We start from the raw sequence: 24,406 nt of genomic DNA, 5'->3' as shown, positions 1-24,406 counted from the left end.
CCAGCGTGTAGGGCGCGACGTTGCTGGGAAAACGCTGTGACCGCGCCGTCGCGCCCTACACGCTGGGCTTTTGATACGCCAACCGGGGGGTGGGGTTAGCTTTCGTCAGTCCACGTGGGTACGGTCGTCCACGCTGGCTGGTTCGTGATGGATCAGTCGAGACAAATCAGTTGATGGTGATGAATCGGAGGATCCCGTGGCCCTTCCCCAGTTGACCGACGAACAGCGCGCGGCAGCGTTGGAGAAGGCTGCTGCCGCACGTCGAGCGCGAGCCGAGCTCAAGGACCGGCTCAAGCGCGGCGGCACCAACCTCAAGCAGGTGCTCCAGGACGCCGAGACCGACGAGGTCTTGGGCAAGATGAAGGTGTCAGCGCTCCTCGAGGCGCTGCCCAAGGTCGGAAAGGTCAAGGCTCAGGAGATCATGACCGAGCTCGAGATCGCCCCTACCCGCCGGCTGCGCGGCCTGGGTGATCGTCAGCGCAAGGCCCTGCTGGAAAAGTTCGACTTCTCGTAAAGGGAGGTCGTGATCGAAGGCGGAGGGCCGGACCGCGGCGTCGGGGCGCTTCAGGCTCCGGTCGTCGTGCTGTCCGGCCCGTCTGCCGTCGGGAAGTCCAGCGTGGTGCGATGCCTGCGGGAACGGGTCGCTGACCTGTACTTCAGCGTGTCGGTCACCACGCGGGCGCCGCGACCCGGCGAGGTGGACGGAGTCGACTACACCTTCGTGACGCCCGAACGATTCCAGCAGCTCATCGACGACGGTGCGCTGCTGGAGTGGGCCGAGATCCATGGGGGCCTGCACCGGTCGGGAACACCCGCCGAGCCGGTGCGGTCCGCAGCGGCGGCCGGTCGGCCCGTGCTCATCGAGGTGGATCTCGCCGGTGCGCGGGCGGTGAAGCGGGCGATGCCCGAGGCCGTGTCGGTGTTCCTGGCGCCGCCGGACTGGGCTGCGCTGGAAGCGCGGCTCATCGGCCGAGGCACCGAATCCGCCGACGTGATGGCCCGCCGACTGCAGACGGCGCGCGCTGAACTGGCCGCCCAGGGTGATTTCGACGAGGTCGTCGTCAACAGCCAGTTGGAATCGGCCTGCGCGGAATTGGTATCCTTGCTGGTGGCCCACACGTCGGTGCCGCGCGACCGCCTCTGATCGCCCCCCGATGTGTTCATGACAAGCCTAACCGCCAAGCGCCAGGAGAACTTCTACGTGAGCACCCCGCACGCCGACACGCGGCTGTCCGTCGAGACCGACGCCGCCGGCGCCCTCGCCTACGACACGCCGCTGGGCATCACCAACCCGCCCATCGACGAGCTGCTGGACCGCGCGTCGAGCAAGTATGCGCTGGTGATCTACGCCGCCAAGCGCGCGCGGCAGATCAACGACTACTACAACCAGCTCGGCGACGGAATTCTCGAGTACGTCGGACCGCTGGTCGAGCCCGGACTGCAGGAGAAGCCGCTCTCGATCGCCATGCGCGAGATCCACGAAGATCTGCTCGAGCACACCGAGGGCGAGTAGCCAGGGCTGATGCAGCGCAAACGGATCATCGTCGGTGTCGCCGGCGGTATCGCCGCCTATAAGGCGGCCACGGTGGTCCGTCAGCTCACCGAGGCCGGGCACTCCGTCCGGGTGGTGCCCACCGAGTCCGCGCTGAAATTCGTCGGAGCGGCGACCTTCGAGGCGCTCTCCGGTAACCCCGTGCACACCGGGGTGTTCGACGACGTGCACGAGGTCCCCCACGTGCGGATCGGGCAGGCCGCCGATCTCGTCGTGGTCGCCCCGGCCACCGCCGACCTGCTGGCGCGCGCGGCCATCGGCCGCGCCGACGACCTGCTGACGGCGACGTTGCTCACCGCCCGCTGCCCGGTGCTGTTCGCCCCCGCGATGCACACCGAGATGTGGCTGCATCCGGCCACCGTCGACAACGTCGCCACGCTGCGCCGACGCGGCGCGGTGGTGATGGAACCCGCTTCGGGCCGGCTGACCGGCGCCGACACCGGCCCCGGTCGGTTGCCCGAAGCCGAAGAGATCAGCACGCTGTCCCAGCTGCTGCTCGCCCGCCCGGAGGGGCTGCCGTTCGACCTGTCCGGCGTCAAGGTGCTGGTCACCGCCGGTGGCACCCGCGAGCCCATCGACCCGGTCCGCTTCATCGGCAACCGCAGTTCGGGTAAGCAGGGCTATGCGATGGCGCGCGTGATGGCCCAGCGTGGCGCCGACGTGACCCTGGTCGCGGGCAACACCGCCGGTCTGATCGACCCTGCCGGTGTGCACGTCGTGCACGTGGGTTCGGCTGCCCAGCTTCGCGACGCCGTCTCCAAGTACGCGCCTGACTCCCATGTGCTGGTGATGGCGGCCGCCGTGGCCGACTTCCGGCCCGCCAACCAGGCCACCAGCAAGATCAAGAAGGGCCCCGCAGGCGAGGGCGAGCCGACCATCGAACTGGTGCGCAACGACGACGTGCTCGCCGGAGCGGTGCGGGCCCGCAGCGACGGGCAACTGCCCAACATGAAGGCCATCGTCGGATTCGCCGCCGAGACCGGCGACGCCAACGGCGACGTGCTCTTCCACGCCCGCGCGAAACTGCAGCGCAAAGGCTGCGATCTGTTGGTCGTCAACGCAGTGGGAGAGAACCGTGCATTCGAGGTCGACCACAACGACGGTTGGCTGTTGGCCGCCGACGGGGCGGAGTCGGCGCTGGAGCACGGTTCGAAGACTGTGATCGCCAGCCGTATTGTGGACGCGATCGTGGCGTTCCTGCACAGCGGCGCCCGTTAGTCCGGGGGGCCATCGGTTCGGGTGGGAACGCCACCCGGTAGAAGTTGACTGAGCATTTACCTGCATGACCTCAATGGTGCGAGCGAGAGGAAAAGGAGCGGACGTGAGCGAAGCCCGGCTGTTTACCAGTGAGTCGGTGACCGAGGGACACCCCGACAAGATCTGCGACGCCATCAGCGACTCGGTGCTCGACGCGCTGCTCGCAGACGACCCCCGGTCCCGGGTCGCGGTGGAGACGCTGGTCACGACCGGCCAGGTGCACGTCGTCGGTGAGGTCACCACGACGGCGAGGAATGCCTTCGCCGACATCACCGACACCGTGCGCAACCGCATCCTCGAGATCGGCTACGACAGCTCCGACAAGGGCTTCGACGGCGAGACCTGCGGCGTGAACATCGGTATCGGCAAGCAGTCGCCCGACATCGCCCAGGGCGTCGACACCGCCCATGAGACGCGCGTCGGCGGCGGCTCCGATCCGCTGGATCTACAGGGCGCCGGCGATCAGGGCCTGATGTTCGGTTACGCCATCTCCGAGACTCCGGAGCTGATGCCGCTGCCGATCGCGCTTGCGCACCGGCTGTCTCGCAAGCTCACCGAAGTCCGCAAGGACGGCACGCTGGGCTACCTGCGACCGGATGGCAAGACCCAGGTGACGGTGCAGTACGACGGCAACAAGCCGGTCCGGCTCGACACCGTCGTGCTGTCGACCCAGCACGCCGACGGCGTCGACCTCGACAACCAGCTCTCGCCCGAGATCAAGCAGCACGTCATCGACGCGGTGCTCGCCGAGCTGGGTCACGACACCATGGACACCTCGGAGCCGCGGCTGCTGGTGAACCCGACCGGCAAGTTCGTGCTCGGTGGCCCGATGGGTGACGCCGGGCTGACGGGCCGCAAGATCATCGTCGACACCTACGGCGGCTGGGCCCGCCACGGCGGCGGTGCATTCTCCGGCAAGGACCCGTCCAAGGTGGACCGCTCGGCGGCCTACGCGATGCGCTGGGTGGCCAAGAACGTCGTCGCCGCCGGTCTCGCCGAGCGCGTCGAGGTGCAGGTCGCGTACGCGATCGGCAAGGCCGCACCCGTCGGCCTGTTCGTCGAGACCTTCGGCTCCGAGACCGTCGACCCGCTCAAGATCGAGAAGGCTATCAGCACGGTGTTCGACCTGCGGCCCGGTGCGATCGTGCGCGATCTGGACCTCCTGCGCCCGATCTACGCGCCGACGGCGGCTTACGGGCACTTCGGCCGCACCGACATCGAGCTGCCGTGGGAGCAGCTGAACAAGGTCGACGACCTCAAGGCCGCGGTCTGACCGACTTCCCGTCGAGCACGCGGGTGATCACCGCGCCCGCGTGCTCGATGTCGTGGTCGTCGACGTCGAGGTGGGTGACGGCCCGCAACATCCCCGGCCGCGGCAGCGCAGAGACCAGAACGCCCTCCTCGGCGAGCCTCAGCCGCAACTCTTCTCGGTCCCAGTAGACGGTGGTGGCGTCGAGTGCGACGACATTGGTGTGTACGGGTCCGCGGACCAGGCCGGTGCCGGCGAGGATGTCGGCGAGTCGCCGGGCGCGGATGTGGTCGTCGGCAGTGCGGTCCACGTGATGGTCCAGTGCGTAGAGGCCGGCGGCGGCCAGCATGCCCGACTGCCGCATGGCGCCGCCGAGTCGTTGTTTGATCCGACGCGCCTCGGCGGCTGCCGCCGCCGGGATCGCCAACAGCGCCCCGAACGGGCAGCCCAGGCCTTTGGACAGGCAGAACGTCACCGAATCCATTCCCGCGCAGAGACGTAGCGGCGAGACGTTGGTGTGCGTGGCGGCGTTGAGCAGCCGTGCCCCGTCGAGGTGGATGCGAATGCCGTAGCGGGGTGCTGCCGAGCGCAGCTGCTCCAACCGATCCAGCGGCCACACCCGCCCGCCGGCGTTGCTGTGGCTGTTCTCGATCGACACGATCGTGGTGCGAGGTTTCTCGGCGCCGTCGCCCACCACCGCCCCGGTGAACTGGATGTCGTCGAAGGTGCCGTCGGCGGAGAAGATCGGCTGCACCATCAGCCCGGCCAGCGCGGCGGGGCCACCGGCCTCGCTGTGGATCAGGTGCGCGCCCGCCGAGGCCACCAGCCCGTCGCCGGGTCGCGACCACAACTGCAGTGCGATCTGGTTGGCCATCGTGGCCGAGGGCACGAACACCGCTGCCTGCGCGCCGAGCAGACCGGCCACCCGCTCCTCGAGCGCCCTGGTCGTTGGGTCCTCGCCTTTCTGCTCGTCGCCGACCTCGGCGGCGGCGATGGCCGCGCGCATCCCCGGGGTGGGCCGGGTGACTGTGTCGGTGCGCAGGTCGATCATCGCCGGGTCGCCGCCGGCTCCGCGATCCCGTGTGCGCGGCGGTACGGCCGGATCACCTCGGTGGCGAACAACTCCAGCTGCTCGAACCAGTCGTCGACGGTGTCGACGCAGAAGGTGAGGCAGGCCAGATGGTCGGCACCCATCGCAGCCAGCCGCTCCACCCGGTCGTAGACCTCGGCGTATCCGCCGATCAGGTTGTTGTGCAACGACTTGGCCGGGTCACGCCCGTCGAAGGCCAGCGACTTGCGGTGCTGGACCATTCCGCTGTCGAGGTAGCGCCGCTCGGTGCTCTCGTGGTGGCGCCCGATCAGGCACGACAGCTGGGGTGCCACTGTCAGCGCGTGCGGGTCGCGGCCCGCGTCGGCGGCGCGCTCGCGCAGGGTGGCGATCCATTCGGCGAGTTCGTCGAACGGTCGCCAGCCGGGAATCCAGCCGCTGCCGTGGCGGATCGCGCGGTCGATGCCGCGCAGTTGATGGCCTCCGACCAGCACCCGCACCGGGTCAGCGCATCCCTTGGGGGCCATGTCGAGAGATTCGACCTGGTAGTACTTGCCGTGGTGGGTCACCGTGGGCTCGGTCAGCAGCCGGTTGAGCAGCTCCAGCCCTTCGTCGAGCATCTCACCGCGCCGCCCGCCGGCCAGGTCCGGCCGGGCCGCGTGGAATTCCTCCGGGTAGGCGCCGATCCCGACACCGAGCAGCAGCCGGCCGGCGCTGAGTTGATCGATCGTCGCGGTCTGGCGGGCCAGGGTGACGATGTCGCGCATCGGCAGAACCAGCACCGACGTCCCGATCTCGACGCGCTCGGTGACCGCGGCCACGCCGGCGAGCACGCTGAGAACCTCGTAGAAGTTGGGCACCGCTGCATATTCGCGGCGGACGTAGTTCTGCGGTGCGTAGTGGTCGTTGCCCCAGACCGAGTCGTAGCCCAGCTGCTCCGCCAGCTTCGCCGCCTCGAGGAACTGCCGAGGTTCGAAGAACGGGATGGGGTTGATCAGCCCTTCCATGCCGGTCGGCAGTCCGACGCCGAACTTCATCTTCGGTGCTCCTCCTGTTCACGGGTCAGCGCTTGCAGCGCTGAGACGTCATCTACTTCGGGTGCATCCAGCGGGCGGTCCAAACGCCCGCCGAGCGACTTCAGACCCGTCGAGGACGCGACGAGCACGACCTCGGTGTCGGCGGGCAGCAACCCGCGGGTGCGGTGTGCCCGCAGCGCCGCCAGACCCGCCGCCGCGGCGTTCTCCAGCAGCACCCCCTCGCACCGTGCGGCCAGCGCGACCGATTCGGCGATCTCGTCCTCGCCGACGGTGTGTACCGCCCCGGAGCTGTCCCGGACCGCCTGAAGCGCTTGAAAGGTGCTCTGCGGCGAGGAGATCGAGGTCGCCGAGGTGGGGTGGTCGACGACGGCCGCGGCGACGGTGTCGGTGCCCGCCGCCAGCGCAGCGGTCAGGCTGCCGTAGATCTCGCCACCGCAGTGGGCGGGCATCCGGTCGGCCAGCCCGAGCTCGACCAGTTCGGCGAACGCCCGCCTGCTGGCCGCGATGGCGTCGCCGTAACAGATCGGGAAGTACACCGCGTCCGGGGTTCGCCGGCCCAACTGTTCCCACATCTCGTAGGCGATCGGCTTGTAGCCATCGAGCGCGTAGGGGTTGTTTCCCACCGGCGGGTCGGAGTAGTTGGACATTGGATACCAGCCGTACCGCCGTACCGCCTCACCGACCAGGCGCCAGCGGTCCCGCTTGGATTCGGCCACCGCCACGCAGGCGCCGTAGCCGGCGACGAAGGCGGCCATCAACGGGTCCACCCCGCGGGCGAAGACCACCACCGCCTGCAGTTCGGCCCGGCGGGCGTGGGCGGCGGTGGCGGCCGCCGCGTTGCCGGTCGAGGCGGTGACCAACACCTCGGTCCCCAGTGTGCGGGCGTGCTGGACGGCCATCGCGGCCGCCCGGTCCTTGAACGACCAGCTCAGCCCGCGGGATTCGTCCTTGATCCACAACCGGGGCAGCCCGATCGCGGCGCCCAGGCGGGGGGCCGCGAACATCGGGCTGGGTGCGGCCGCGGCCGCGGCGTCGTCGTCGGGGGCGGCAGGCAGCAGCGCCCGATAGCGGGCGGTCCCGCGTAGTGGGCCGGTCAGATCTGCCACGAAACGCTCTCCGGCGGATGGCATCTCGTAGTCGGTGCGCAGATTCGCGGGCACCCCCGCGGCGCGGCACAGGTCACAGCCGCGCCCGTGCGGAGCCGGATCGCTCTCGGTGCCGCAGCGGATGCAGACCAGCCGTACCCCTGGCCCGCTCACAACGTCTCGAATGTTCGTGGCAACCGGGTCAGGGCACGCCACCCGGTGTCGGTCACCACCACCATGTCCTCGATCTGGACACCGCCGAAGCCGAATTCGTAGTAGGGGGTCTCCACGCACAGCACCATGCCCGGCTCGATCGTGTGCGGGTCACCGGGGGCCAGCAGCGGGGCGTCGTAGCCGCCGGCCAGACCGATGCCGTGGCCGACGTGGGTGCGGTCGTAGTGCGGGATGCCGGCGCGGCGGGTCGCCTCGACCGCGGCGGTGAACAGCTCGGTGGTGCGCACGCCGGGGCGCAGCATGTCCAGCGCGGCGGACTGCCCGGCGATCACCGCGTGGGCGTAGCGCTGTGCCTTGACGGTCGGCACCCCGAGGCTGAAGCAGCGCGACAGGTCGGACTGGTAGCCGCGGAAGATCGCGCCGACATCGAAGCGCAGCAGATCACCGGTCCGCAACACCGCATCGGCGACGTTCGCATTGCCGAACACCGTCGACACACCGACCGAGACCGAGTCGACGCGCAGCAGCCCGCCCTCGCGGGCCACCGCGACCCGGTATTCGGTGGCCAGTTCGGCCTGGGTGGCCCCGGCCCGCGCCGTCTCCTTCGTTGCGCTGATGGCGGCCTCGGCGATGCGGGCGGCCTCGGCGATGCGGGCCACCTCGAGGTCGGTCTTGCGGCTGCGCAGCCGCCGCACCAGACGCGAGGCGTCGGTGACGATGCCGTTCGGTAGTGCTGCAGCCAGAGCGGGTTCGGCCGCGGGCGCGACGTCCAGGCCGATCTGGGCACTGCCCAGGCCCAGTTCCGCAGCGGCCGCGGCGAGCATGGCGGCTCTGTCCAGCTCGGGCCGGCGGTGCCGGTGCGCGGCGGCGACCAATTGTTGGTTGGCGTCCAGCGGTCCGGCCGACTCGTCGACGCGGACGAAGTCGCCCCACACGTGCAGCGGCAGGCCGGGGACCAGATCCTCGACCAGGTAGTCGATTTCCCCCGCGGACACCAGCAGGTGGGCCCGGCCCGGGTCGTCCCTGCCCACCACAGCGAGGCTGGTGCCGGGCTTGCCGAAGCGCGTCAGATACCGCACGTTCGGCGCGGTCGTCACGACCAGCGCGTCGAGTCCCGCTTCGGTCAGTGCGGCGGCCAGCCGGTCCGGGTCGTAGAGCAGTTCGGTCATCGGGCGACCGCCTGCCCGCGGCTGCGGCGGAGCGCAGACAGCGCTTGGGCCAGTAGTTCACGGGCCTGTCCCAGCGGCTGGCCGGGGGCGCGCAACAGCCAGAATCCGATGTCGGCCAGCCCGCCTGCCGCCAGCACGTCGTCCACCCGGTTCACCAGTTGATCGGGGGTCCCGGCCCAGCAGAAGGTGTCGATCATCTCGTCGGGCACCAGGTGTGCCGCCGCCTCCAACGCGTCGTAGTCCCGTCGGGCGATGACCTCCTCCAGAGCGCCGGGAACCGACAGCCCCGCGTCGGTGACGAAGCCGCGGTCCGGGTAGCTCATCCAGAGCAGTTTGGCCACCATCAACCGGCATCCGTCGCGCGCGAGCTGCTCGTCGGTGTGCACGCAGGTGTCCACCCGGGCCATGGTGCGCAGTGCCGCGACGTCACGCCCGTGTGCCGCCGCGCCGCGCCGCACATGCTCCAGCGCGCGGTGCAGGCCCTGCGGGGCGGCCTGGCTGGCGATCATCACGCCGTCGGCGGTCGCGCCCGCCATCTCCAGCATGCGCCGGCCACGGCTGGCGATCCACAACGGAACAGGCTGGGGAGGAACGACTTTGAGGTTCGCGCCCCGCAGGGTGAACGCCGCGGTCTGGCGGGTGACCGTCTTTCCGGCGAGCAGCTCGGCGATCGACTCGAACGCTGCCCGCGTCGTCTCGGTCACCGCCGAGCGGGTGATTCCCATCATCGGAAGCCCCGACCCTCCGGCGCCGATGGCCAGGGTGGCCCGTCCGTTGCTGAGTTCGGCGACGGTGGCCAGGGCCTGGGCGGCGACGGCTGGGTTGGTGGTGTAGCCGTCGGCGACGGCGCCGCCGAGGGTCAGCGTGCTGGTGCGCATCGCCGAGACGGTCATCCGCACGAACATGTCGCGGAAGAACCGCTCGTTGGAGTGCCAGAGGGTGTCGAAGCCGGCGCGTTCGACGTCGGCGGCGAGATCGCCCCATGCGCCCATCGGCACATCGGCGACCGCGTGCGACGGGAAGCCCAGGTGAAAGCCGGTCATCGGTCACCTCCGGCGGTCGGCCGCCAGCGGAAGACGCGACGGGACACGGTGCGGAAGACGAGCACCTCCACCAGGACCATGACGACGGTGAAGCTCAGCGTCCAGGCGATCACGGCGGCAGGTCTGTTGTAGGAGAAGAAGTATTCGATCCGCTCGCCGATTCCCGATCCGGCCGACAGCGCTTCCACCAGCACCACGAGCTTCCATCCCATCGCGAACCCGAACCGCGCCGCCGACAGCAGCGCCGGCGCGAGCTGGGGGAGAATCACCTGCCGGAAGCGGTCCACCGCGCCCATCCGGTACACCGACGCCATCTGGAACAGTCCCGGATCCAGCGCGCGGCTGCCGTCGTAGACGAACGTCACCATGAACGGGGTGACCGCCAGCGTCAGCGCGACCAGTGTCGCGAGTTCGCCGAGGCCGAGCCACAGCGTGGAGAACAGGATGGTCACCGGGCCGGGCAGCGCCAACCCGATGAACACCACCGGATGGGCCAGCGCCTCGGCATACCGGTTGCGGGCCATCGCGACCCCGACCGCCAGTGCGATCAGAAACCCGGTGCCCCAGGCGATCACGATGCGGCGCAGCGTGATCGCCATCGATTCGTACAGCGTCGGCGACGACATCGCCGCGGTCATCTCGGTGACCACCGACGCCGGAGACGGCAGATAGGGCAGCACGTTGCCCGCGCACAACCACCACACCAGCAGGCCCGTGGCCACCGCGGTGATCTCGGGGGGTGGCCGCCATCGCCGCCGGGGCTGCGGCGTGGGCGTGGTGGCGCTCGAACGTCGGGTCAAGGTACTGGTCATGCCGCGGTTCCGGCGTTGTCGTCGGTGCTCCAGTACTGCAACACCGAGTCCACGACGCTGCCTTCGACCTCGGCGATCTCGGGGGATTCGTAGCGGCGCGGGCGGGGGATGTCGATGGTGATGCGCTCGAGCACCCGGCCCGGTCCGGGCGCCATCACGTACACGTGGTCGGCCAGGAACACCGCCTCGCGAATGGAATGGGTGATGAAGATGAAGGTCTGGCCGGTCTGCGCCCACAGTTCGAGCAGCTTGCCGCGTAGCGAGCGCCCGGTGACTTCGTCGAGAGCCGAGAAAGGTTCGTCCATCAGCACGCAGGCGGGTTCGATGGCCAGCGCGCGGGCGATCGCGACGCGTTGCCGCTGACCACCGGACAGGCTGCCCGGCCAGCTTTCGGAGAATCGCTCCAGCTCGCACATGGCCAGGTAGCGATCGGTGCGTTCGCGCCACTGCGCGCGGGGCACCCCGGCGCCCTTGAGCGCGAGTTCGATGTTCTTGCGCACCGTGCGCCAGGGCAGCAGCCGCGGATCCTGGAACAGGTAGCCGAGCCGGGGGCGGGTGGCCGGCTGTGCCACCCCGTCGATCACCATCGGGATGCCGCCGAGCGTCACCGAACCCGCGGTCGGGGTGGACAGCCCGGACAGGATGTTCAGCAGGGTCGACTTGCCGCAGCCGCTGGGCCCGACCACACAGGCGAATTCGCCCTCGGCCACCCGCAGGCTGACGTCGGACAGGGCATCGACGGTGCTGGCCGGGTAGGCGTAGTACAGGTCGGAGATGGTCAGGAAGTCGGTCATGTGCGCTCCAGTGCGGGTTCGGTCACGGTGTGGCGGCGGCGGTCTTGGGTCGGTCGCGGCGTCGGGCGGTGGCCGTGCCGCGCCAGCGGAACACCCGCCGCTCGAAGGGCCGCAGGATGAGGTACTCCACGGTGGTGATCATCACGATGAAGAACAGGGTCCATACCAGCAGCCGGTCCAGTGCGAAATACCCGTAGGCCCTTTTATATTCGGCTCCCACCCCGACCTGCTGGGAGAACAGTTCGGCGATGACGACGATCTTCCAGCCCAGCGCGTGAACGTTGCGGAACGCGCTGAACAGGAACGGCGCCATCTCCGGAAGAGCGAGGTGACGGATGTGGTCGAGCGGGGTGAACCCGTAGATGCGCGACATCTCGGTCAGGCCCGGGTTGAGCGCCTTGACGCCCTCGTCGAGGCTGACGACCACGAACGGGAAGATCACGATGGCCACCGACATGCACACGCCGAACTCGGCGAGCCCGAAGACCATCAGGCACAGCAGGGCGACGACCATGCTCGGCGAGGTGATGGTGACGTAGACCGACGGCCGGAAGAACCGGTTGCACCATGGGCTTATCTGCATCAGCAGCGCAACCACGAGCGCGGCCGCGTACCCCATCGCCAGGCCGAGGACCAGTCGGCGCAAGGTAGCACCGAGATCCTCGTAGGTGGCCGGCTCGGCGAGCAGTTCGGCGGCGGTCGCGACGGTCTGCGCGGGCGAAGGCAGGAAGTCGGTCGCGTCCCAGAGCAGTTGCCACGCCACCAGGACGACGGCGCCCGCTGCCGCGAGCACGCCTGCTCGCGGCAGCGGCCGCAGTGACTGCGAAGTTGCGGTCATGTCTACTTTTCGGCGATCACTCGCCGGAGCCGGACTCGGGCAGCCGGGTGACCGCACCGGCGGGAGCCGAGGTCAGCCCGCCCAGACCAGCGGCGGCGGCTTCTTCGATGAACGCTTCGGCGGCGGCGACGTCCTCTTCGGTCCACCGCTTGGTGAAGTACTCGCTGGTGGCGATGAGTTCTTCGAAACCTGTTGCCACCTGCTCGTTTTCGATCCCGATCAAGTCGCCCAGCTCGCCGCTGGTCACCCGGCTCGGGTCTTCGACGATCCAGTCGTAGGCGTCGTTCCACGCGTTCTGCACCCCGGCGGCCAGTTCCGGGTTCTCGTCGATCCAGCTGTCGCGGGCCATCGCGGTGATGTTCCAGGAGCGACCGCCGGCCGCGGTTTCCCACTCCTGCCAGCCCGGTCCCCACACCGTGCGCATGCCGTATTCCTGCGCGGCAATGATGGTGTTCGGTTCGGCGGTGAACACCGCCTCCACGTCGCCGCGGTCGAGCAGCCGCAGCAGCGCGGCCTCCTGGGTCAGCTGCAGGTCGTACTGTTCCTCGATGTCGAGGTCGGAGAACTCTTCGAGCATCACCAGCGCGGCGGTCATGCCGCCGGAGTCGAGCCCGTCGTGGCCGACCTTCTGGCCGATCAGGTCCTGCTCGGTCTGGTAGGGCGAGTCGCCACGCACGACCAGCGCGACGTCCTGGACCGCCATCGGGAAATAGGTGGTGACGTCATTGCCCTGGCTGCGCAGCAGGGCCGCGGTGAGCGGGTCGCCGTCGAACGAGACGTCGGCGTCGCCCTGCAGGAAGAACTGCACCGATGCGTCGCCGGACACCTCGAACGTCTCGGCGGTGAAGCCGTTGGCCTCGTCGAAGCCCTGGTCGGTGATGATCTTCAGCGCCATCGAGCTCAGGCCGCCTTCCAGTCCCTGCAGGCGCACCACCGGTGCGCTGTCCTCGGCGGCCGGCTGGTCGCTCGAGCCGCACGCGGTCAAGGCGAGCCCGGCGCTGAGGCCGACGGCGAAGGTGGTCGTGATGCGGCGGCCGAGTTCGTGGATTTTCATGGGTGATGCCTCCGGATGGGCGGGGTGAGGTCTCATATATGAAACCTCAGGTTTGAGGCATCAGGTGTTTCCTTACGGTAAATTGTCGTGGAGGCCGCTCGCGGGGCCGTGAAAGGAGTCGCAGTGTCCGGTTCGTCCCTGCCCTCGTTGCCGTCCCGGCCCGTGCCCAAAGCTGCGCCCGGGGTGCCCGGCCTGGGGCCGAGCCCGATCCGCACGGCCTACACGACCGTCACCGACCGGCTGCGGAAGGCGATCATCGCCGGCGAACTGCCCGGCGGCACCCGGCTGGTGCAGACCGAACTGGCGCAGAGCCTGTCGGTCAGTGTCACCCCGGTGCGTGAGGCGCTGCGCAACCTGATGTCGGAGGGCCTGGTCGATTACAGCCCGTTCCACGGCGCGACGGTGCACCAGACCTCGCGGGCCGAACTCGAGGACATCTACGAACTGCGCTCGGTGCTCATTCCGCTCGCCGTGCGCGAGGGCGTCAAGAACATCACCGTTGCCGAACTCGACGCGGCCGAACAGCTGGCACGCCAGATGGAGGCCGAAACCGACCCGATCGGCTGGGTCGAGCTCAACCGCGAGTTCCACAAAGTCTTCTATGTGGCCAGCCGCCGGCCCAAGGTCTACGAGCTGTTGGTGACACTGGCCGATCTGTCCTCGCTCTACGTCGGGTTGTCGATCAGCGGCGACGCCAAGCGCCGCGCCCGCGGCGACGACGACCACCTCGAGATCGTCCGGGCCTACCGCGCCACCGACCTAGATGCTGCGACCAAAATCACATTGGCTCACAATCTCGATACGCTCGAGGTGGCTCGCGCCATGCTCGGCGAAATCGATGGCGGCAGCACGTCAGTGGCGTCGGGCGATTAGGGGCTGAGCGCCAGTATCGTGGGCCGCGATGGCTCGAGATCGATCAACCAGCACAACCCGCCTGAACCGGGGTCTGATGGCCTTGCGCGGGCGGCGCGACCCTGCGCCGCTCGCCGGTCAGCGCAGCCGCGCCGCGAACGCGCTGGGCGACCTGCACACCCGCAAGGTCCTGGACCTGACCATCCGGCTCGCCGAAGTCATGTTGTCGTCGGGGTCGGGTACCGCCGACGTGGTGGCCACCGCGCAGGACGTCGCCCGTGCCTATCACCTGACCGACTGTCTCGTCGAGATCTTCGTCACGACGGTGTTCGTCTCGGCTCCGCCGACCGCAGACGGCCCGCCGTTGACCATCGTGCGGTCGGTGAACGCCCGCTCGACCGACTACACGCGCGTGGCCGACCTGGACCGGCTGGTCGGCCGGATCACCTCCGGTGGTGTCACGGTCGACGAGGCCCACCAGGTGATGGACGAGATCTCCGAACAGTCCCACCCGTACCCGCGGTGGCTGTCGACGATGGGCTGGGCGGGTTTCGCGCTGGGCATCGCCCTGCTGTTCGGCGGCACGTGGCTGACCTGCGTCCTGGCGGCGGTCACCGCGGCCGCCATCGATCGGGCCGGCCGACTGCTGAACAAGATCCGGACACCGTTCTTCTTCCAGCACGTGATCGGGGCGATGATCGCGACCCTGGTCGCCGTCGCGGCCTACTTCTTCTTCGGTCTGGGCCCGACCACGCTGGTGGCCACCGGCATCGTCATGCTGCTTGCGGGTATGACGATCGTCGGTGCGATGCAGGACGCCGTGACGGGCTACATGCTCACCGCGGTGACCCGATTGGGCGAGGCGCTGTTTCTCACCGGCGGCATAGTGGTGGGCATCCTGGCCGGACTCCAGGTTGCCGAAATGATCGGTGTCCGAATCGAACTGCACGTCGATGCCACCCGCACCTTCATCGTCCCGAATCAGCCGCTGCCGATCGCGCTCGCGGTGTTCGGCGCGGCCTTCGCCGGCCTGTGCTTCACCATCGCCAGTTACGCGCCCTTACGCTCAGCGCTGACGGCCGGGGTCGTTGCCGGGATGGCCGAGATGGTCCTCATCGGGCTGGGACGAGCCGGCTTCGGCCAGGTGGTGGCCACCGGTATCGCGGCCGTGCTCGTCGGTGTGTTCGCCACGGTGATCTCGATCCGCCGTCAGGCGCCTGCCCTGGTCACCGCGACCGCGGGCATCATGCCGATGCTGCCCGGTCTCGCGGTCTTCCGGGCCGTCTTCTACCTGGCCGTCGACGAGGACTTCGATGACGGTATGCAGCAGCTGTTCTCGGCGGCGGCCGTGGCGCTGGCCCTGGGCGCCGGCGTGGTCCTCGGTGAGTTCATCGGTTCGCCGCTGCGTTACCGCGCCGGCCGGCTCGGCGAGTTCCTGCGCGTGGAAGGCCCCCCGGGTATCCGCCGCGCGGTGGGTGCTGTGGTGCACCTGCAGCCCGCCGGCGAGGGCATGACGCTGCGCACCGAGGGGCAACGGTCACGAAGCGTGGCGATGGAACCCGACCTCGGCGGCGACAAGAGTGCCGACGACCCCCAAGAGGACGAGGGGACCTCGTCGGCCAACGGCAACCATCCGGATTGATACGTGGGCCCCTGTCAGGCGCTGAACGCGTAATCGCCGAGGGGGAACCGACGACTGCGCCAATAGGCCTCCACTGTGGTGGTCGGTCGCAGCGGAACGTCGCCGTGCTGGTCGAAATAGTAGCTGTTGGCCAGTCGGCAACTGTCCTGCCAGAAGATCTGGCGGTGCCGCTTGCGCATCATCTCCGCGAAGTAGCGGTCGTTCGCCTCCTGGCGTACCTCGACCCGCGTCGCGCCCTCGGCCCGTGCAGCGGTCACGCACCGCACGATGTGATGGCTCTGCGCTTCGATCAGCGCGAAATAGGACGAACCGACGTAGCCGTACGGACCGAAGACGGTGAAGTAGTTCGGAAACCCGGGCACACTGACGCCCTCATAGGCCTGCAGACGGTTCTCGCTCCAGAACCGGTCCAGGGATGCGCCGTCGGGGCCGAGGACCGGGTACGTCGCCGACGAGTCGTCCGCGCCGGAGAACACCTTGAACCCGGTGGCCAGAATCAGCACGTCCACCTCGTGCTGCGCACCGTCCGCGGTCGTCACGCCCGAGCGGGTGACCGTGGTGATCGGCTCGGTGACGAGGTGGACGTTGTCCCGGTTGAACGTGGCCAGGTAGGTGTTGTGGAAGCCGGGCCGCTTACAGCCCACCGCGTAACGCGGCGTCAACTTGTCCCGCACCACCGGATCGTGCACCTGCCGGCGCAGATACGCCCGTCCCGCCGCATCCATCCGCCGGGCCAGCGGGTTGATGGTGAAGTACTGGGCGGCCAGCGGAAACGTGAACTCCACGTAGGCCTGGCTGAGCAACCGCTGCACCGCGCCACCCCACGGCAGCCGCATCAGCCACCGCGCCGCCGGGGGCAGCGGCACATCGAGTTTGGGGAAGCACCAGATGGGTGTGCGCTGGAAGACCGTCAGACGATCCACCAGCGGTGCGATCTCCGGGATCACCTGGACCGCCGACGCGCCGGTGCCGATGACGGCCACCCGTTTTCCGCGCAGTTCCAGTGCGTGGTCCCAGCGCGCGGTGTGGACCGTCGTGCCGCCGAACTCCTCGACGCCAGGTATGTCCGGCAGGTTGGGCACCGACAGCACGCCGCAGGCGTTGATCAGGAAGCGGGCGCGGACCTGCTTCTGTCCGCCCGCGGAGTCGAGGTCCAGGACCCAGACGTTGTCGGCGTCGTCGAACGCGGCGGCCAGCACGGTGGTGCCGAAGCGGATCTTCGGCCGCAGGCCGTACTTGTCCACACAGTGGGTGGCGTAGCCGGCCAGCTCGGTGCCGGGTGCGTAGGTCCGCGTCCACTCGGTGCTCTGCTCGAAGGAGAACTGGTAGGAGAACGACGGGATGTCGACCGCGATCCCGGGATAGGTGTTCCAGTACCACGTGCCGCCCGGTTGCTCGCCGGTCTCGATGATCAGGTAGTCGTGCATCCCGGCGCGGTCGAGCTGGATCGCGGCGCCGATCCCGGAGAACCCGGCACCGACGATGACGACGTCGTGGTCCGGTGCGCGACGCGGTGCGGCCATCGGGATCCTCGATTCGATTTCAGGCCGGCATCGACCTGCGGAGGCCGGCCCGCAGCGCGGCCAGCCCGCGATCGGTGGCTTCGGCCGCCGCAGGTACCACCGCGGCGAAGTTGACGAACGCGTGCACCATCGTCGGCGAGTTGTACAGCTCGACGGGCACTCCGGCGGCGGCGAGCAGTTCGGCGTAGCGGGCGCCGTCATCGCGGATCGGGTCGTGTTCGGCGGTGCCGATGTAGGCGGGTGGCAGCCCGGACAGATCAGCGGTGTTCGCCGGAGCCAGCGACGGCGGCAGCGACTCCGGTTCGGTGATGTCCAGGCCGGCCGGCAGATACCAGTGCAGGAAGGCAGCGACGACGTCGCGGTCGAGGATCGGTGCGTCGACGTTCTCCGACATCGACGGCAGCGACATGTCCGCGGTGGTCGAGGGATACCACAGCAGCTGGAACGCCAGTGCCGGGCCACCGTTGTCGCGGGCCCGCTGCGTCACCACCGCCGACAGGTTGCCGCCGGCCGAGTCGCCCGCCACCGCGATGCGTGCCGGGTCACCGCCGAGTTCGGCGGTGTGCTCGGCCACCCACTGCAGCGCCGCCCACGCGTCCTCGACGCCGGCCGGGAACGGGTGTTCGGGGGCGAGCCGGTAATCGACCGAGACGACGATGGCCTCGGCGCCGATCGCGTGGGCGCGCGCGACGCCCTCGTGGGTGTCCAGGTCGCCGACCGACCAGCCGCCGCCGTGGTAGTAGACGACGATCGGCAGCTCATCGTGCTGGTCCACCGGCGGCCAGTAGATGCGGACCGGGATGTCGGTCACGTCCGCGAAACCGACGGTGCGCTCCTCGATCCGCATCGGGGGCAGCGATTCGGGCGGTGGTGCCAGCGCCCGGAGCTTCTCGCGGGCCACCTCGACGCCGTCGTCCGCGGTGAAGTGCAACGGAAACGCGTCCAGAATCGCCTTCAGAGCCGGATCGATCGGCGGTCGCTGGGTCACGGAGTCCGTCATGGCCTCACGTTAGCGCGGCACGCAAGGCGGCCAGGGCGCGGTCGGTGGCTGCGGTCGCGGCCGGCACCACCCCGGCGTAGCCCAGGTAGCCATGCACCAGGGACTCGGCATTGTGCAGTTCGACAGCCACCCCGGCACCGGCGAGCAACTCGGCGTAGCGGATCCCGTCGTCACGCAGGGGGTCGTGCCCGGCCACAGCGATGTAGGCGGCCGGCAGCCCGGCCAGCTCGCCGCGCGCGGGCACCAACGTGGCAGGCGGGGCGGACATGTCGACGTCGGCTCCGCTGAGATACCAGCGCGTGAAGCCACGGCACGCTGCCGCGTCGAGCACCGGTGCGCCGGCATTCTCGGTGAACGACGCCAGCGACGTGTCGAAGGTGGTCGACGGATACCACAGCAGTTGGTAGCGCAGCGGTGTCCCTGCGTCGCGGGCCGACTGCGCCATGACCGCGGCCAGATTTCCTCCCGCGGAGTCACCGGCCACCGCGACCCGGCCGGGGTCGGCGCCCAGCTCGGCGGCGTGGCGTAGCACCCACCGGGTGACGGCCCACGTGTCGTCGACCGCGGCGGGATAGGGATGTTCGGGGGCCAGCCGGTAACCGACGGACACCACCAGCGCGTCGGCGCCCGCGGCGTGCATGCGGGCAGCGCCGTCATAGGTGTCGAGATCGCCGACCGACCACCCGCCGCCGTGGATGAAGACCACCACGGGCAGGACATCCGCCGGCGTCGCGGGCCGGTAGATGCGCACGGGGACGGGGCCGGCAGGACCCTCGACACTTCGGTCGACGGCGCTCACCTCCGGATGCACGGCCTTGCGGGGCAGATCGGCGAACCGCCGGCGGGCGGGTTCGGGGCCGCCGTCGGTGGTGAGCTGGAACGGCACGGCATCGAGCACTGTGCGCAGAACCGGGTCCACTGTGGTGCGGGCGACAGCCATGACAGGCAGGGTAGCCCCCCACGGCGGAGCCGTTTCGCCGACAATCGGTCTCACCGCACCATGACACCGGCCGGCACCGGCCGACATCGACCACGTGAGGACACCTGGGTGAGACTTCTGCGCCGCCACGTCACGTCGGATGCTGTTCGGGCGCGACCGATCACGCTCGCCCCGTTGACGGTCCTGGAACTGGGTCCGCCCGAACTCGTCGCCTGTGCAGCCGAAGCCGGTTACGACGGCGTCGGCCTGCGATTGATCCGGGCCACCGAGCAGGAGCCGGTGCGGCCCACTCTCGGGCAGACGCCGACCATCCTGCAGACGCGCCGACGACTCGATGCGACAGGCCTTTTCGTCCTCGACGTGGAGGTGCTGCGGCTGCGGCCCGACACCCGCGTGCGCGAGGAGTTCGGCGCCGTCCTCGAGACCGCGGCCTACCTCGGCGCCGGCCAGGCACTGGTGACCGGCAATGACCCGGACCACTCCCGGCTCGCGGACAACCTCGCCGAACTCGCCGATTTCGCCGCGCAATTCGGTGTCCGAGCGAATCTGGAGCCGATGCCGTGGACCGAGGTGCGGGATCTCGCTGAGGCCGCCTCAATTGTGCGGGCATGCCGCGCCGACTCGGTGGGCGTCCTGGTCGACGCGTTGCACTACGACCGGTCTGCGACGACACCCGATGACCTGGCGGCACTGCCCGCCGAGTGGATCAATTACGTCCAGATCTGCGACGGTCTGTCACCGCGGCCCACATCGGTGGACGAGTTGCGCTTCCAGGGCCGCACCGCCCGGCTGCTGCCCGGTGAGGGCTGCATCGATCTGGTGGACATGTTGCAGGCGCTGCCCGGCGTCCCGGTGAGCATCGAAGCGCCTGTGCAGTGGCGCGCACCCGCGGGAGTCCGGGCCAGGGCGGCGTTGCGGGCCGCGCGGCGGGTGGTCGGCTGCGCCGACGCCGACCGCGTAGCGTTGTCGGCGTGACCCTGCCCGACCGAACATTCGTCTCGATGTTGTGACCGCCGGCTCGACGGCGTTGCGGCCCTTGCGGTCCCGGCGATGGACGCGTAGGACGGTCGGCGTGGTCGGTCTGCTGCTGCTGGTCTGCGCGGCCTTCGGGGTCGGGGCGCACTTCCTCGGGCCGGTCAGCACCGCGGTGACGTTGGCGGCGTCGTTCACCCCGTTGTGCGTCGCACTCGCAGCGGCCGCCACGCTGGTGTTGGCTGCCGCGCGGTTCTGGTACTCGGCCTTGGCGGGGACGCTGGTGGTCGCGGTGGGGGTGGCGTCCCAGCTGCCGCTGTATGTCGGTCAGGGCGGCCTCGTCTCCGACCCGGCGGCGCCGGTGCTGCGTCTGTTCCAAGCCAACATCCGCCTGGGAGAGGCCGATGCTGCCGCGCTGGCGCGGACCGTGCGCGCCGAACGCATCGATGTGTTCACCGTGGCCGAACTGACCGCGCCGGCTGCCGAACGCCTGGCAGCGGCGGGGCTGGAGCGGGCGCTGCCCTACACCTACCTGGAGCCCAAGGAAGGCGGCGGCGGGGAGGGCATCTATTCGCGACACCCCCTGACCGACACCGCGAAACTGTCCGGCCTGCAACACAACAACCTGCGGGCAACGATCGACGTGCCCGGTGTCGGGCCGGTCGCGATCTACGCGCTGCATCCGGTTCCGCCGTATCCGTTGCCCGCGTGGCGATGGGCCGCCGAGCTGGACCGTATCGGTGACGCCCTGGCCGCCGAGACGATGCCGCTCGTGGTGGGTGCCGACTTCAACTCCACCTACGACCACGAGCGGTACCGGAACCTGCTCCACCTGCGCGGCCCGGGCGACGCGCCGCTGGTGGACGCCGCCGAATACCTCGGTGTCGGGATCGTGGCCACCTATCCCGCCGGGCGGTGGTATCCGGCGGTGCTCGCGATCGACCGGATCCTGGCGCGCGGGGCCACGCCGATGTCGATGCGGCGGGTGGACGTCCCGGGATCGGATCACCACGGCCTGATCGGTGACCTCAGACTGGACAGCGTTCAGCACTGAACACGGGCGGCTGCGATCAGCTCGCCGACGCGGCGGATGTGCGGCTCGCGGATCACCGAGTCGTGGTCGCAGTTGATCCGCTCGATCTGCAGCCGGCCGGTGAGCAGGTGGGGCCAGACCCGGGCGTCGTCGCTGTTGAAGGTGCTGAGCACCAACAACGTCGGCCCGTCATAGGGCCGTGGCCGGTGCAGTCGTCCGACCCGCACACCGACTTCCCGCAGAGCCTCGATCCTGCGCTCGGGTCGGCTGCCGGCGATACCCGCCAGCGGCAGCCACAGCCTGCGCCGCCACAGCACCGAACGGGGGATGGGAGCCTGTTCGAGCAGGGCCGACGTCACGTCCGGGAGGAACTGCCGCGCCGCCCGAATGGTCCGGGGCGGCAGGAACGGATCGAGCATGGCCACCAGGTCGACCCGGTGGCCGAGCTCGGTCAACCGGTTGGCCACCTCGGTGGCGATGAACGCCCCCAGCGAGTGTCCCACCAGGGTGTAGGGCCCCTCGGATTGCACAGCGAGCAGTTCTCGCAGGTGCCGCCCGGCCGCCCGGCCCACCGTCCAGTCGGGAACGGCGCGGTTCTCCAGACCCTGGGCTTGGTAGGCGACCACGGCGGTGTCGGCGCCGACGTGCTCGGCCAGCGGTGCGAAGGTCAGCGCGGAGGCGCCGGCACCGGCGAAGCAGAACAGGGTCCGGCGGGTGTGCGCAGAAGGGCTGCGCAGCACCACCGTCGTCGGCGCGGGCCGGGCAGCGGTTGCGGTGGTGCCCCGCCGCAGGCAGGTCTCGAGCCGCTCGGCTAATTGCGCAACGGTCGGTGCGGACGCCAGCTCCGAGGGACTCAGCGTCACCCCGTACCGTCTGGCGAGGGCTGCGGTGAGCTGCGCAACGTTGAGCGAATCACCGCCCAGTGCAACGAAGTTCTCGTTGCGTCCGACGGCGTCGAGGCGAAGGATGGCGGCCCACTCCGCGGCGATGTCGGTCTCCAGACCCGGATGTGGCGGTTCGAGTGGCCCGCGTTGCGGCGCAGGGAGATCCTGGCGGCTCACTTTCCCCCGCTCGGTGCGGGGCAGTGCCTCCACCAACACGATGTGGGTGGGCACCATCCAGGCGGGCAGCCGGCTGTGCAGCTGCGCCCGGATGTCGGCGACGGCCGGTGTTCTCGTTCCCGGGGTGGGAGCCGCGTAGCCGATCAGCACCGGGGCGTCGGAGTCCCCTCCGGCGATGACGAGCGCCTCCCGGATTCCTCGGCATTCCAGCAGCGCCGTCTCCACTTCCGCAGGCTCGACGAGATAGCCGCGGATCTTCACCGCGGCATCCATCCGCCCCAGGATGACCAACGTGCCCGTCTCGGTGATTCGTGCGCGATCGTTGGTGACGAACGTCGCGCTGCCATCGCTGTTCTGCACGAACGTGGTGGCTGCGCTGCGCGGATCGAGGTAACCCGCAGCGAGGTAGCGGGAGGTCACGGTGAGACGACCGTCCTCGTCCACACCCAACGTCTTGTGGGGGACCGCGATTCCGGCCGGGACCACCCCGGCGGGGACCTCGTCGTCAGGGCCGATGTCGTAATGGGCGATGCCGAGAGTTTCCGACGAGCCCGCCCAGTTCGTCAGGACCGCATTCGGTGCCACTCGACGCGCGCCTGCGACCACGTTGCTGTACAACGGTTCTCCGGTGGTGACGATGCGTCGGATCCGGTCCAGCGGCGGGTTGGCGTCCGCGGCCTCGGACAGCGACTGCAGGAACGACGGGGTGCACATCACGACCTCGGCGTCGCCGAGGCGTCTCACCACGTCGTCGGCAGTGTGTGCGCGCGGGTCGAGCGCGATGATCTCGGCACCGGAGAGCAGAGCTCCGATCGCCACGTTGAGCCCGGCGGCGAAACTCACCGGCATGCACAGAGCCACACGGGTGCCCTCGACGATGCCGAAGCGGTCACGGTGCAGGATCCAGTCGCTGAGCCAGGTGCCGTGTACATGCACCACCGCCTTCGGCGCGCCGGAGGACCCCGAGGTGAACTGGATGCTGGTCACCGTGTCGACACTCAGGGTGGCGGACTCGACGGGGCGGGCGAGCGGTGGCAGCTCTCGGCCGGCCCGCCACACCTGGGTGCCACCGATGGCGTCGGGGGACAGCGTGGGGGTTCCTCCGCCCACGACGACGGTGTCCAGCGCCACCCCGCGAGCCCTCAGGACCTCGACGAGCTGCTGCATGCGGTCGTGCGGCAGGCTGGTGTCCAGCGGGACGAGGGGGGCGGGTGCCGCGAAGCTGCCGAGGATGACGGCCGCAGTGTCGGCGCTGAGGTCCCCGACGAGCGCTACCGCGGCGTCGGGGTCGTCGCGGCTGCGCAGTTGTGCGGTCCAGCGTTCGGCTGCGGCCCTCAACTCGGCGTAGGTGACGGAGTCGCTCCCGCTGCGCAGGGCGACGCGGCCGGAAAGTCGTTCGGCGACTTCCCGGAACCGCTCGGTCACCGACTGGTACGCCAGGGGCCCCTCACCGGTGACGTCAGGACCTGCGGGCCTTCGATGGGCCGGCGTCGGGGCAGCTGACGGTTCGGCAGGCGGCGGCGTCGACGTGGATCCGAACCTGCGCACCAGGGCGATGGTGGGTCCGAGCAGGATCGCCGTGCAGACGAACTCGGCGAACAGGTAGGTGTAGCCGACACCGTCGATGCCCCAGCGTGGGGTCGACAGGATCGAACCCGCGACGACGACGACGCCGAGCACCACCTGCGACGTGACGGCCAGGCGTAACCGGCGCTGCAGCCGCGCCAGCGCCGTGTAGATCGTCATGACCGCCAGCGCGGGCAGCGTGAGCGCCATCAGACGGATCAGCCGGGTGCCTTCGTCGGCGTACTGCGGTCCCAGGATGCCCAGGATCAGGGGAGCCGCGACGAGCAGGCCGAGGCAGCTGGCCACGGCCGCGCCGCCGCACATCACCACGAATCGTCTTGTGCACGAACGCAGGTCGGCGCCGGGCGTCGACGCGGTGGCGATGAAGGGCGCGGCGGTGGCGCCGATCAGGACACCCAGTGTGTTGACGACCAGCCAGCACATCGAGAAGTACGCGTTCATCTCGGTGCCGAGTTGGGCGACCACGATCAGCGGCACCAGCAGCGGCACGGTGACGTCGACGGAGTTGATCGCATACGAGCTTGCGAAGAAGTGGAACAGCTCTCGTCGCGGCGGCAGCGCCGGCTGTCCGGCCCGGCGCCGCGACTCCCGCCTGATGACCACCACGGCGATGACCCCGGTGATGACGGCGGCCGGCAACACCCAGGACCAGACGATGGCGGCGCCGGTGGCCACCGGGATGAG

The 24,406-nt window shown here is 69.7% G+C and carries 22 protein-coding genes; 9 read left to right on the top strand and 13 right to left on the bottom strand.

The window, feature by feature from the left end:
- Nucleotides 1-196: 196 nt before the first annotated feature.
- From mihF to metK, 5 genes are all read left to right on the top strand, one after another.
- Nucleotides 197-514 carry an integration host factor, actinobacterial type gene (mihF, locus tag J3476_RS10525; protein WP_152517006.1) on the top strand — a complete coding sequence of 106 codons (318 nt, stop codon included), beginning with the start codon at nucleotides 197-199 and terminating at the stop codon, nucleotides 512-514.
- 9 nt (nucleotides 515-523) lie between these two features.
- Nucleotides 524-1,144, top strand: a complete 621-nt coding sequence (gene gmk / locus J3476_RS10520) for a guanylate kinase (RefSeq protein ID WP_207066438.1) — start codon at nucleotides 524-526, stop codon at nucleotides 1,142-1,144.
- Nucleotides 1,145-1,201: 57 nt separating this feature from the next.
- The gene (rpoZ, locus tag J3476_RS10515) at nucleotides 1,202-1,513 is read left to right on the top strand and encodes a DNA-directed RNA polymerase subunit omega (RefSeq protein WP_207066440.1); all 312 of its coding nucleotides are present in this window, start codon (nucleotides 1,202-1,204) and stop codon (nucleotides 1,511-1,513) included.
- 9 nt (nucleotides 1,514-1,522) lie between these two features.
- Nucleotides 1,523-2,770 (top strand): bifunctional phosphopantothenoylcysteine decarboxylase/phosphopantothenate--cysteine ligase CoaBC, encoded by a 1,248-nt coding sequence (gene coaBC / locus J3476_RS10510; protein WP_207066437.1) that lies wholly within the window; start codon nucleotides 1,523-1,525, stop codon nucleotides 2,768-2,770.
- Nucleotides 2,771-2,873: 103 nt separating this feature from the next.
- Entirely contained in the window at nucleotides 2,874-4,082 is a 1,209-nt protein-coding gene (gene metK / locus J3476_RS10505; protein WP_207066436.1) for a methionine adenosyltransferase, read from the top strand.
- On the opposite strand, the gene J3476_RS10500 is transcribed toward metK, so the two are convergent.
- Genes J3476_RS10500 through J3476_RS10460 form a run of 9 tightly spaced genes read right to left on the bottom strand, consistent with a single transcriptional unit; the run spans nucleotide 4,066 to nucleotide 13,112 of the window.
- Nucleotides 4,066-5,109 (bottom strand): low specificity L-threonine aldolase, encoded by a 1,044-nt coding sequence (locus tag J3476_RS10500; protein ID WP_207066435.1) that lies wholly within the window; start codon nucleotides 5,107-5,109, stop codon nucleotides 4,066-4,068. The two genes, metK and J3476_RS10500, sit on opposite strands and share 17 nt — an antisense overlap.
- Entirely contained in the window at nucleotides 5,106-6,143 is a 1,038-nt protein-coding gene (locus tag J3476_RS10495) for an LLM class flavin-dependent oxidoreductase (RefSeq protein ID WP_207066434.1), read from the bottom strand. The genes J3476_RS10500 and J3476_RS10495 overlap by 4 nt, the downstream gene beginning before the upstream one ends.
- A complete protein-coding gene (locus J3476_RS10490; protein ID WP_207066433.1) occupies nucleotides 6,140-7,402 on the bottom strand; it encodes a pyridoxal-phosphate dependent enzyme in 1,263 nt (420 codons plus the stop codon). The genes J3476_RS10495 and J3476_RS10490 overlap by 4 nt, the downstream gene beginning before the upstream one ends.
- Nucleotides 7,399-8,571: a Xaa-Pro peptidase family protein gene (locus tag J3476_RS10485; protein WP_207066432.1), complete on the bottom strand. Its 1,173-nt coding sequence runs from the start codon at nucleotides 8,569-8,571 to the stop codon at nucleotides 7,399-7,401. The genes J3476_RS10490 and J3476_RS10485 overlap by 4 nt, the downstream gene beginning before the upstream one ends.
- Nucleotides 8,568-9,614: an LLM class flavin-dependent oxidoreductase gene (locus J3476_RS10480; RefSeq protein ID WP_207066431.1), complete on the bottom strand. Its 1,047-nt coding sequence runs from the start codon at nucleotides 9,612-9,614 to the stop codon at nucleotides 8,568-8,570. Before J3476_RS10480 ends, J3476_RS10485 begins: the two co-directional genes overlap by 4 nt.
- The gene (locus J3476_RS10475; protein ID WP_207066430.1) at nucleotides 9,611-10,426 is read right to left on the bottom strand and encodes an ABC transporter permease subunit; all 816 of its coding nucleotides are present in this window, start codon (nucleotides 10,424-10,426) and stop codon (nucleotides 9,611-9,613) included. Before J3476_RS10475 ends, J3476_RS10480 begins: the two co-directional genes overlap by 4 nt.
- On the bottom strand, nucleotides 10,423-11,220 hold the full coding sequence (locus J3476_RS10470; RefSeq protein WP_207066429.1) for an ABC transporter ATP-binding protein: 798 nt from the start codon (nucleotides 11,218-11,220) through the stop codon (nucleotides 10,423-10,425). Before J3476_RS10470 ends, J3476_RS10475 begins: the two co-directional genes overlap by 4 nt.
- 22 nt (nucleotides 11,221-11,242) lie before the next feature.
- Nucleotides 11,243-12,058 (bottom strand): ABC transporter permease, encoded by an 816-nt coding sequence (locus J3476_RS10465; RefSeq protein WP_207066428.1) that lies wholly within the window; start codon nucleotides 12,056-12,058, stop codon nucleotides 11,243-11,245.
- Nucleotides 12,059-12,074: 16 nt separating this feature from the next.
- Nucleotides 12,075-13,112: an ABC transporter substrate-binding protein gene (locus tag J3476_RS10460; RefSeq protein ID WP_207066427.1), complete on the bottom strand. Its 1,038-nt coding sequence runs from the start codon at nucleotides 13,110-13,112 to the stop codon at nucleotides 12,075-12,077.
- Nucleotides 13,113-13,235: 123 nt separating this feature from the next.
- Here J3476_RS10460 and J3476_RS10455 point away from each other — a divergent pair, with 123 nt between their 5' ends.
- A complete protein-coding gene (locus tag J3476_RS10455; RefSeq protein WP_207066426.1) occupies nucleotides 13,236-13,985 on the top strand; it encodes a GntR family transcriptional regulator in 750 nt (249 codons plus the stop codon).
- Nucleotides 13,986-14,013: 28 nt separating this feature from the next.
- Nucleotides 14,014-15,606 (top strand): threonine/serine exporter ThrE family protein, encoded by a 1,593-nt coding sequence (locus J3476_RS10450; protein ID WP_207066425.1) that lies wholly within the window; start codon nucleotides 14,014-14,016, stop codon nucleotides 15,604-15,606.
- 14 nt (nucleotides 15,607-15,620) lie between these two features.
- Here J3476_RS10450 and J3476_RS10445 read toward each other — a convergent pair whose 3' ends face one another.
- Genes J3476_RS10445 through J3476_RS10435 form a run of 3 tightly spaced genes read right to left on the bottom strand, consistent with a single transcriptional unit; the run spans nucleotide 15,621 to nucleotide 19,069 of the window.
- Nucleotides 15,621-17,129 (bottom strand): NAD(P)/FAD-dependent oxidoreductase, encoded by a 1,509-nt coding sequence (locus J3476_RS10445; RefSeq protein WP_207066424.1) that lies wholly within the window; start codon nucleotides 17,127-17,129, stop codon nucleotides 15,621-15,623.
- Between the two features lie 19 nt (nucleotides 17,130-17,148).
- Entirely contained in the window at nucleotides 17,149-18,129 is a 981-nt protein-coding gene (locus J3476_RS10440; RefSeq protein ID WP_207066423.1) for an alpha/beta hydrolase, read from the bottom strand.
- Nucleotides 18,130-18,133: 4 nt separating this feature from the next.
- On the bottom strand, nucleotides 18,134-19,069 hold the full coding sequence (locus J3476_RS10435; protein ID WP_207066422.1) for an alpha/beta hydrolase: 936 nt from the start codon (nucleotides 19,067-19,069) through the stop codon (nucleotides 18,134-18,136).
- 108 nt (nucleotides 19,070-19,177) lie between these two features.
- On the opposite strand from J3476_RS10435, the gene J3476_RS10430 reads away from it, so the two are divergent.
- On the top strand, nucleotides 19,178-20,044 hold the full coding sequence (locus J3476_RS10430) for a sugar phosphate isomerase/epimerase (RefSeq protein ID WP_286182869.1): 867 nt from the start codon (nucleotides 19,178-19,180) through the stop codon (nucleotides 20,042-20,044).
- 31 nt (nucleotides 20,045-20,075) lie between these two features.
- Nucleotides 20,076-21,095: an endonuclease/exonuclease/phosphatase family protein gene (locus J3476_RS10425; protein ID WP_286182868.1), complete on the top strand. Its 1,020-nt coding sequence runs from the start codon at nucleotides 20,076-20,078 to the stop codon at nucleotides 21,093-21,095.
- Here J3476_RS10425 and J3476_RS10420 read toward each other — a convergent pair.
- Nucleotides 21,086-24,406, bottom strand: a 3,321-nt coding sequence (locus tag J3476_RS10420; protein WP_207066420.1) for an alpha/beta fold hydrolase, incomplete at its 5' end; no start/stop codon positions are given. The two genes, J3476_RS10425 and J3476_RS10420, sit on opposite strands and share 10 nt — an antisense overlap.

This window comes from Mycobacterium sp. PO1, from assembly GCF_017312405.1.
Lineage (GTDB): Bacteria > Actinomycetota > Actinomycetes > Mycobacteriales > Mycobacteriaceae > Mycobacterium.
Note: the sequence above shows the minus strand (reverse complement) of the source record. Positions and strands in the feature narration are given on the sequence as shown.

Bases quoted from the DNA above. Each gene is read 5' to 3' on its own strand.
- coaBC (WP_207066437.1), top strand. From the start codon at position 1,523: ATGCAGCGCAAACGGATCATCGTCGGTGTCGCCGGCGGTATCGCCGCC.
- J3476_RS10500 (WP_207066435.1), bottom strand. From the start codon at position 5,109: ATGATCGACCTGCGCACCGACACAGTCACCCGGCCCACCCCGGGGATG.
- J3476_RS10445 (WP_207066424.1), bottom strand. From the start codon at position 17,129: ATGGCCGCACCGCGTCGCGCACCGGACCACGACGTCGTCATCGTCGGT.
- J3476_RS10465 (WP_207066428.1), bottom strand. From the start codon at position 12,058: ATGACCGCAACTTCGCAGTCACTGCGGCCGCTGCCGCGAGCAGGCGTG.
- J3476_RS10480 (WP_207066431.1), bottom strand. From the start codon at position 9,614: ATGACCGGCTTTCACCTGGGCTTCCCGTCGCACGCGGTCGCCGATGTG.
- J3476_RS10495 (WP_207066434.1), bottom strand. From the start codon at position 6,143: ATGAAGTTCGGCGTCGGACTGCCGACCGGCATGGAAGGGCTGATCAAC.
- J3476_RS10470 (WP_207066429.1), bottom strand. From the start codon at position 11,220: ATGACCGACTTCCTGACCATCTCCGACCTGTACTACGCCTACCCGGCC.
- J3476_RS10460 (WP_207066427.1), bottom strand. From the start codon at position 13,112: ATGAAAATCCACGAACTCGGCCGCCGCATCACGACCACCTTCGCCGTC.
- J3476_RS10475 (WP_207066430.1), bottom strand. From the start codon at position 10,426: ATGACCAGTACCTTGACCCGACGTTCGAGCGCCACCACGCCCACGCCG.
- J3476_RS10485 (WP_207066432.1), bottom strand. From the start codon at position 8,571: ATGACCGAACTGCTCTACGACCCGGACCGGCTGGCCGCCGCACTGACC.
- J3476_RS10450 (WP_207066425.1), top strand. From the start codon at position 14,014: ATGGCTCGAGATCGATCAACCAGCACAACCCGCCTGAACCGGGGTCTG.
- J3476_RS10440 (WP_207066423.1), bottom strand. From the start codon at position 18,129: ATGACGGACTCCGTGACCCAGCGACCGCCGATCGATCCGGCTCTGAAG.
- J3476_RS10435 (WP_207066422.1), bottom strand. From the start codon at position 19,069: ATGGCTGTCGCCCGCACCACAGTGGACCCGGTTCTGCGCACAGTGCTC.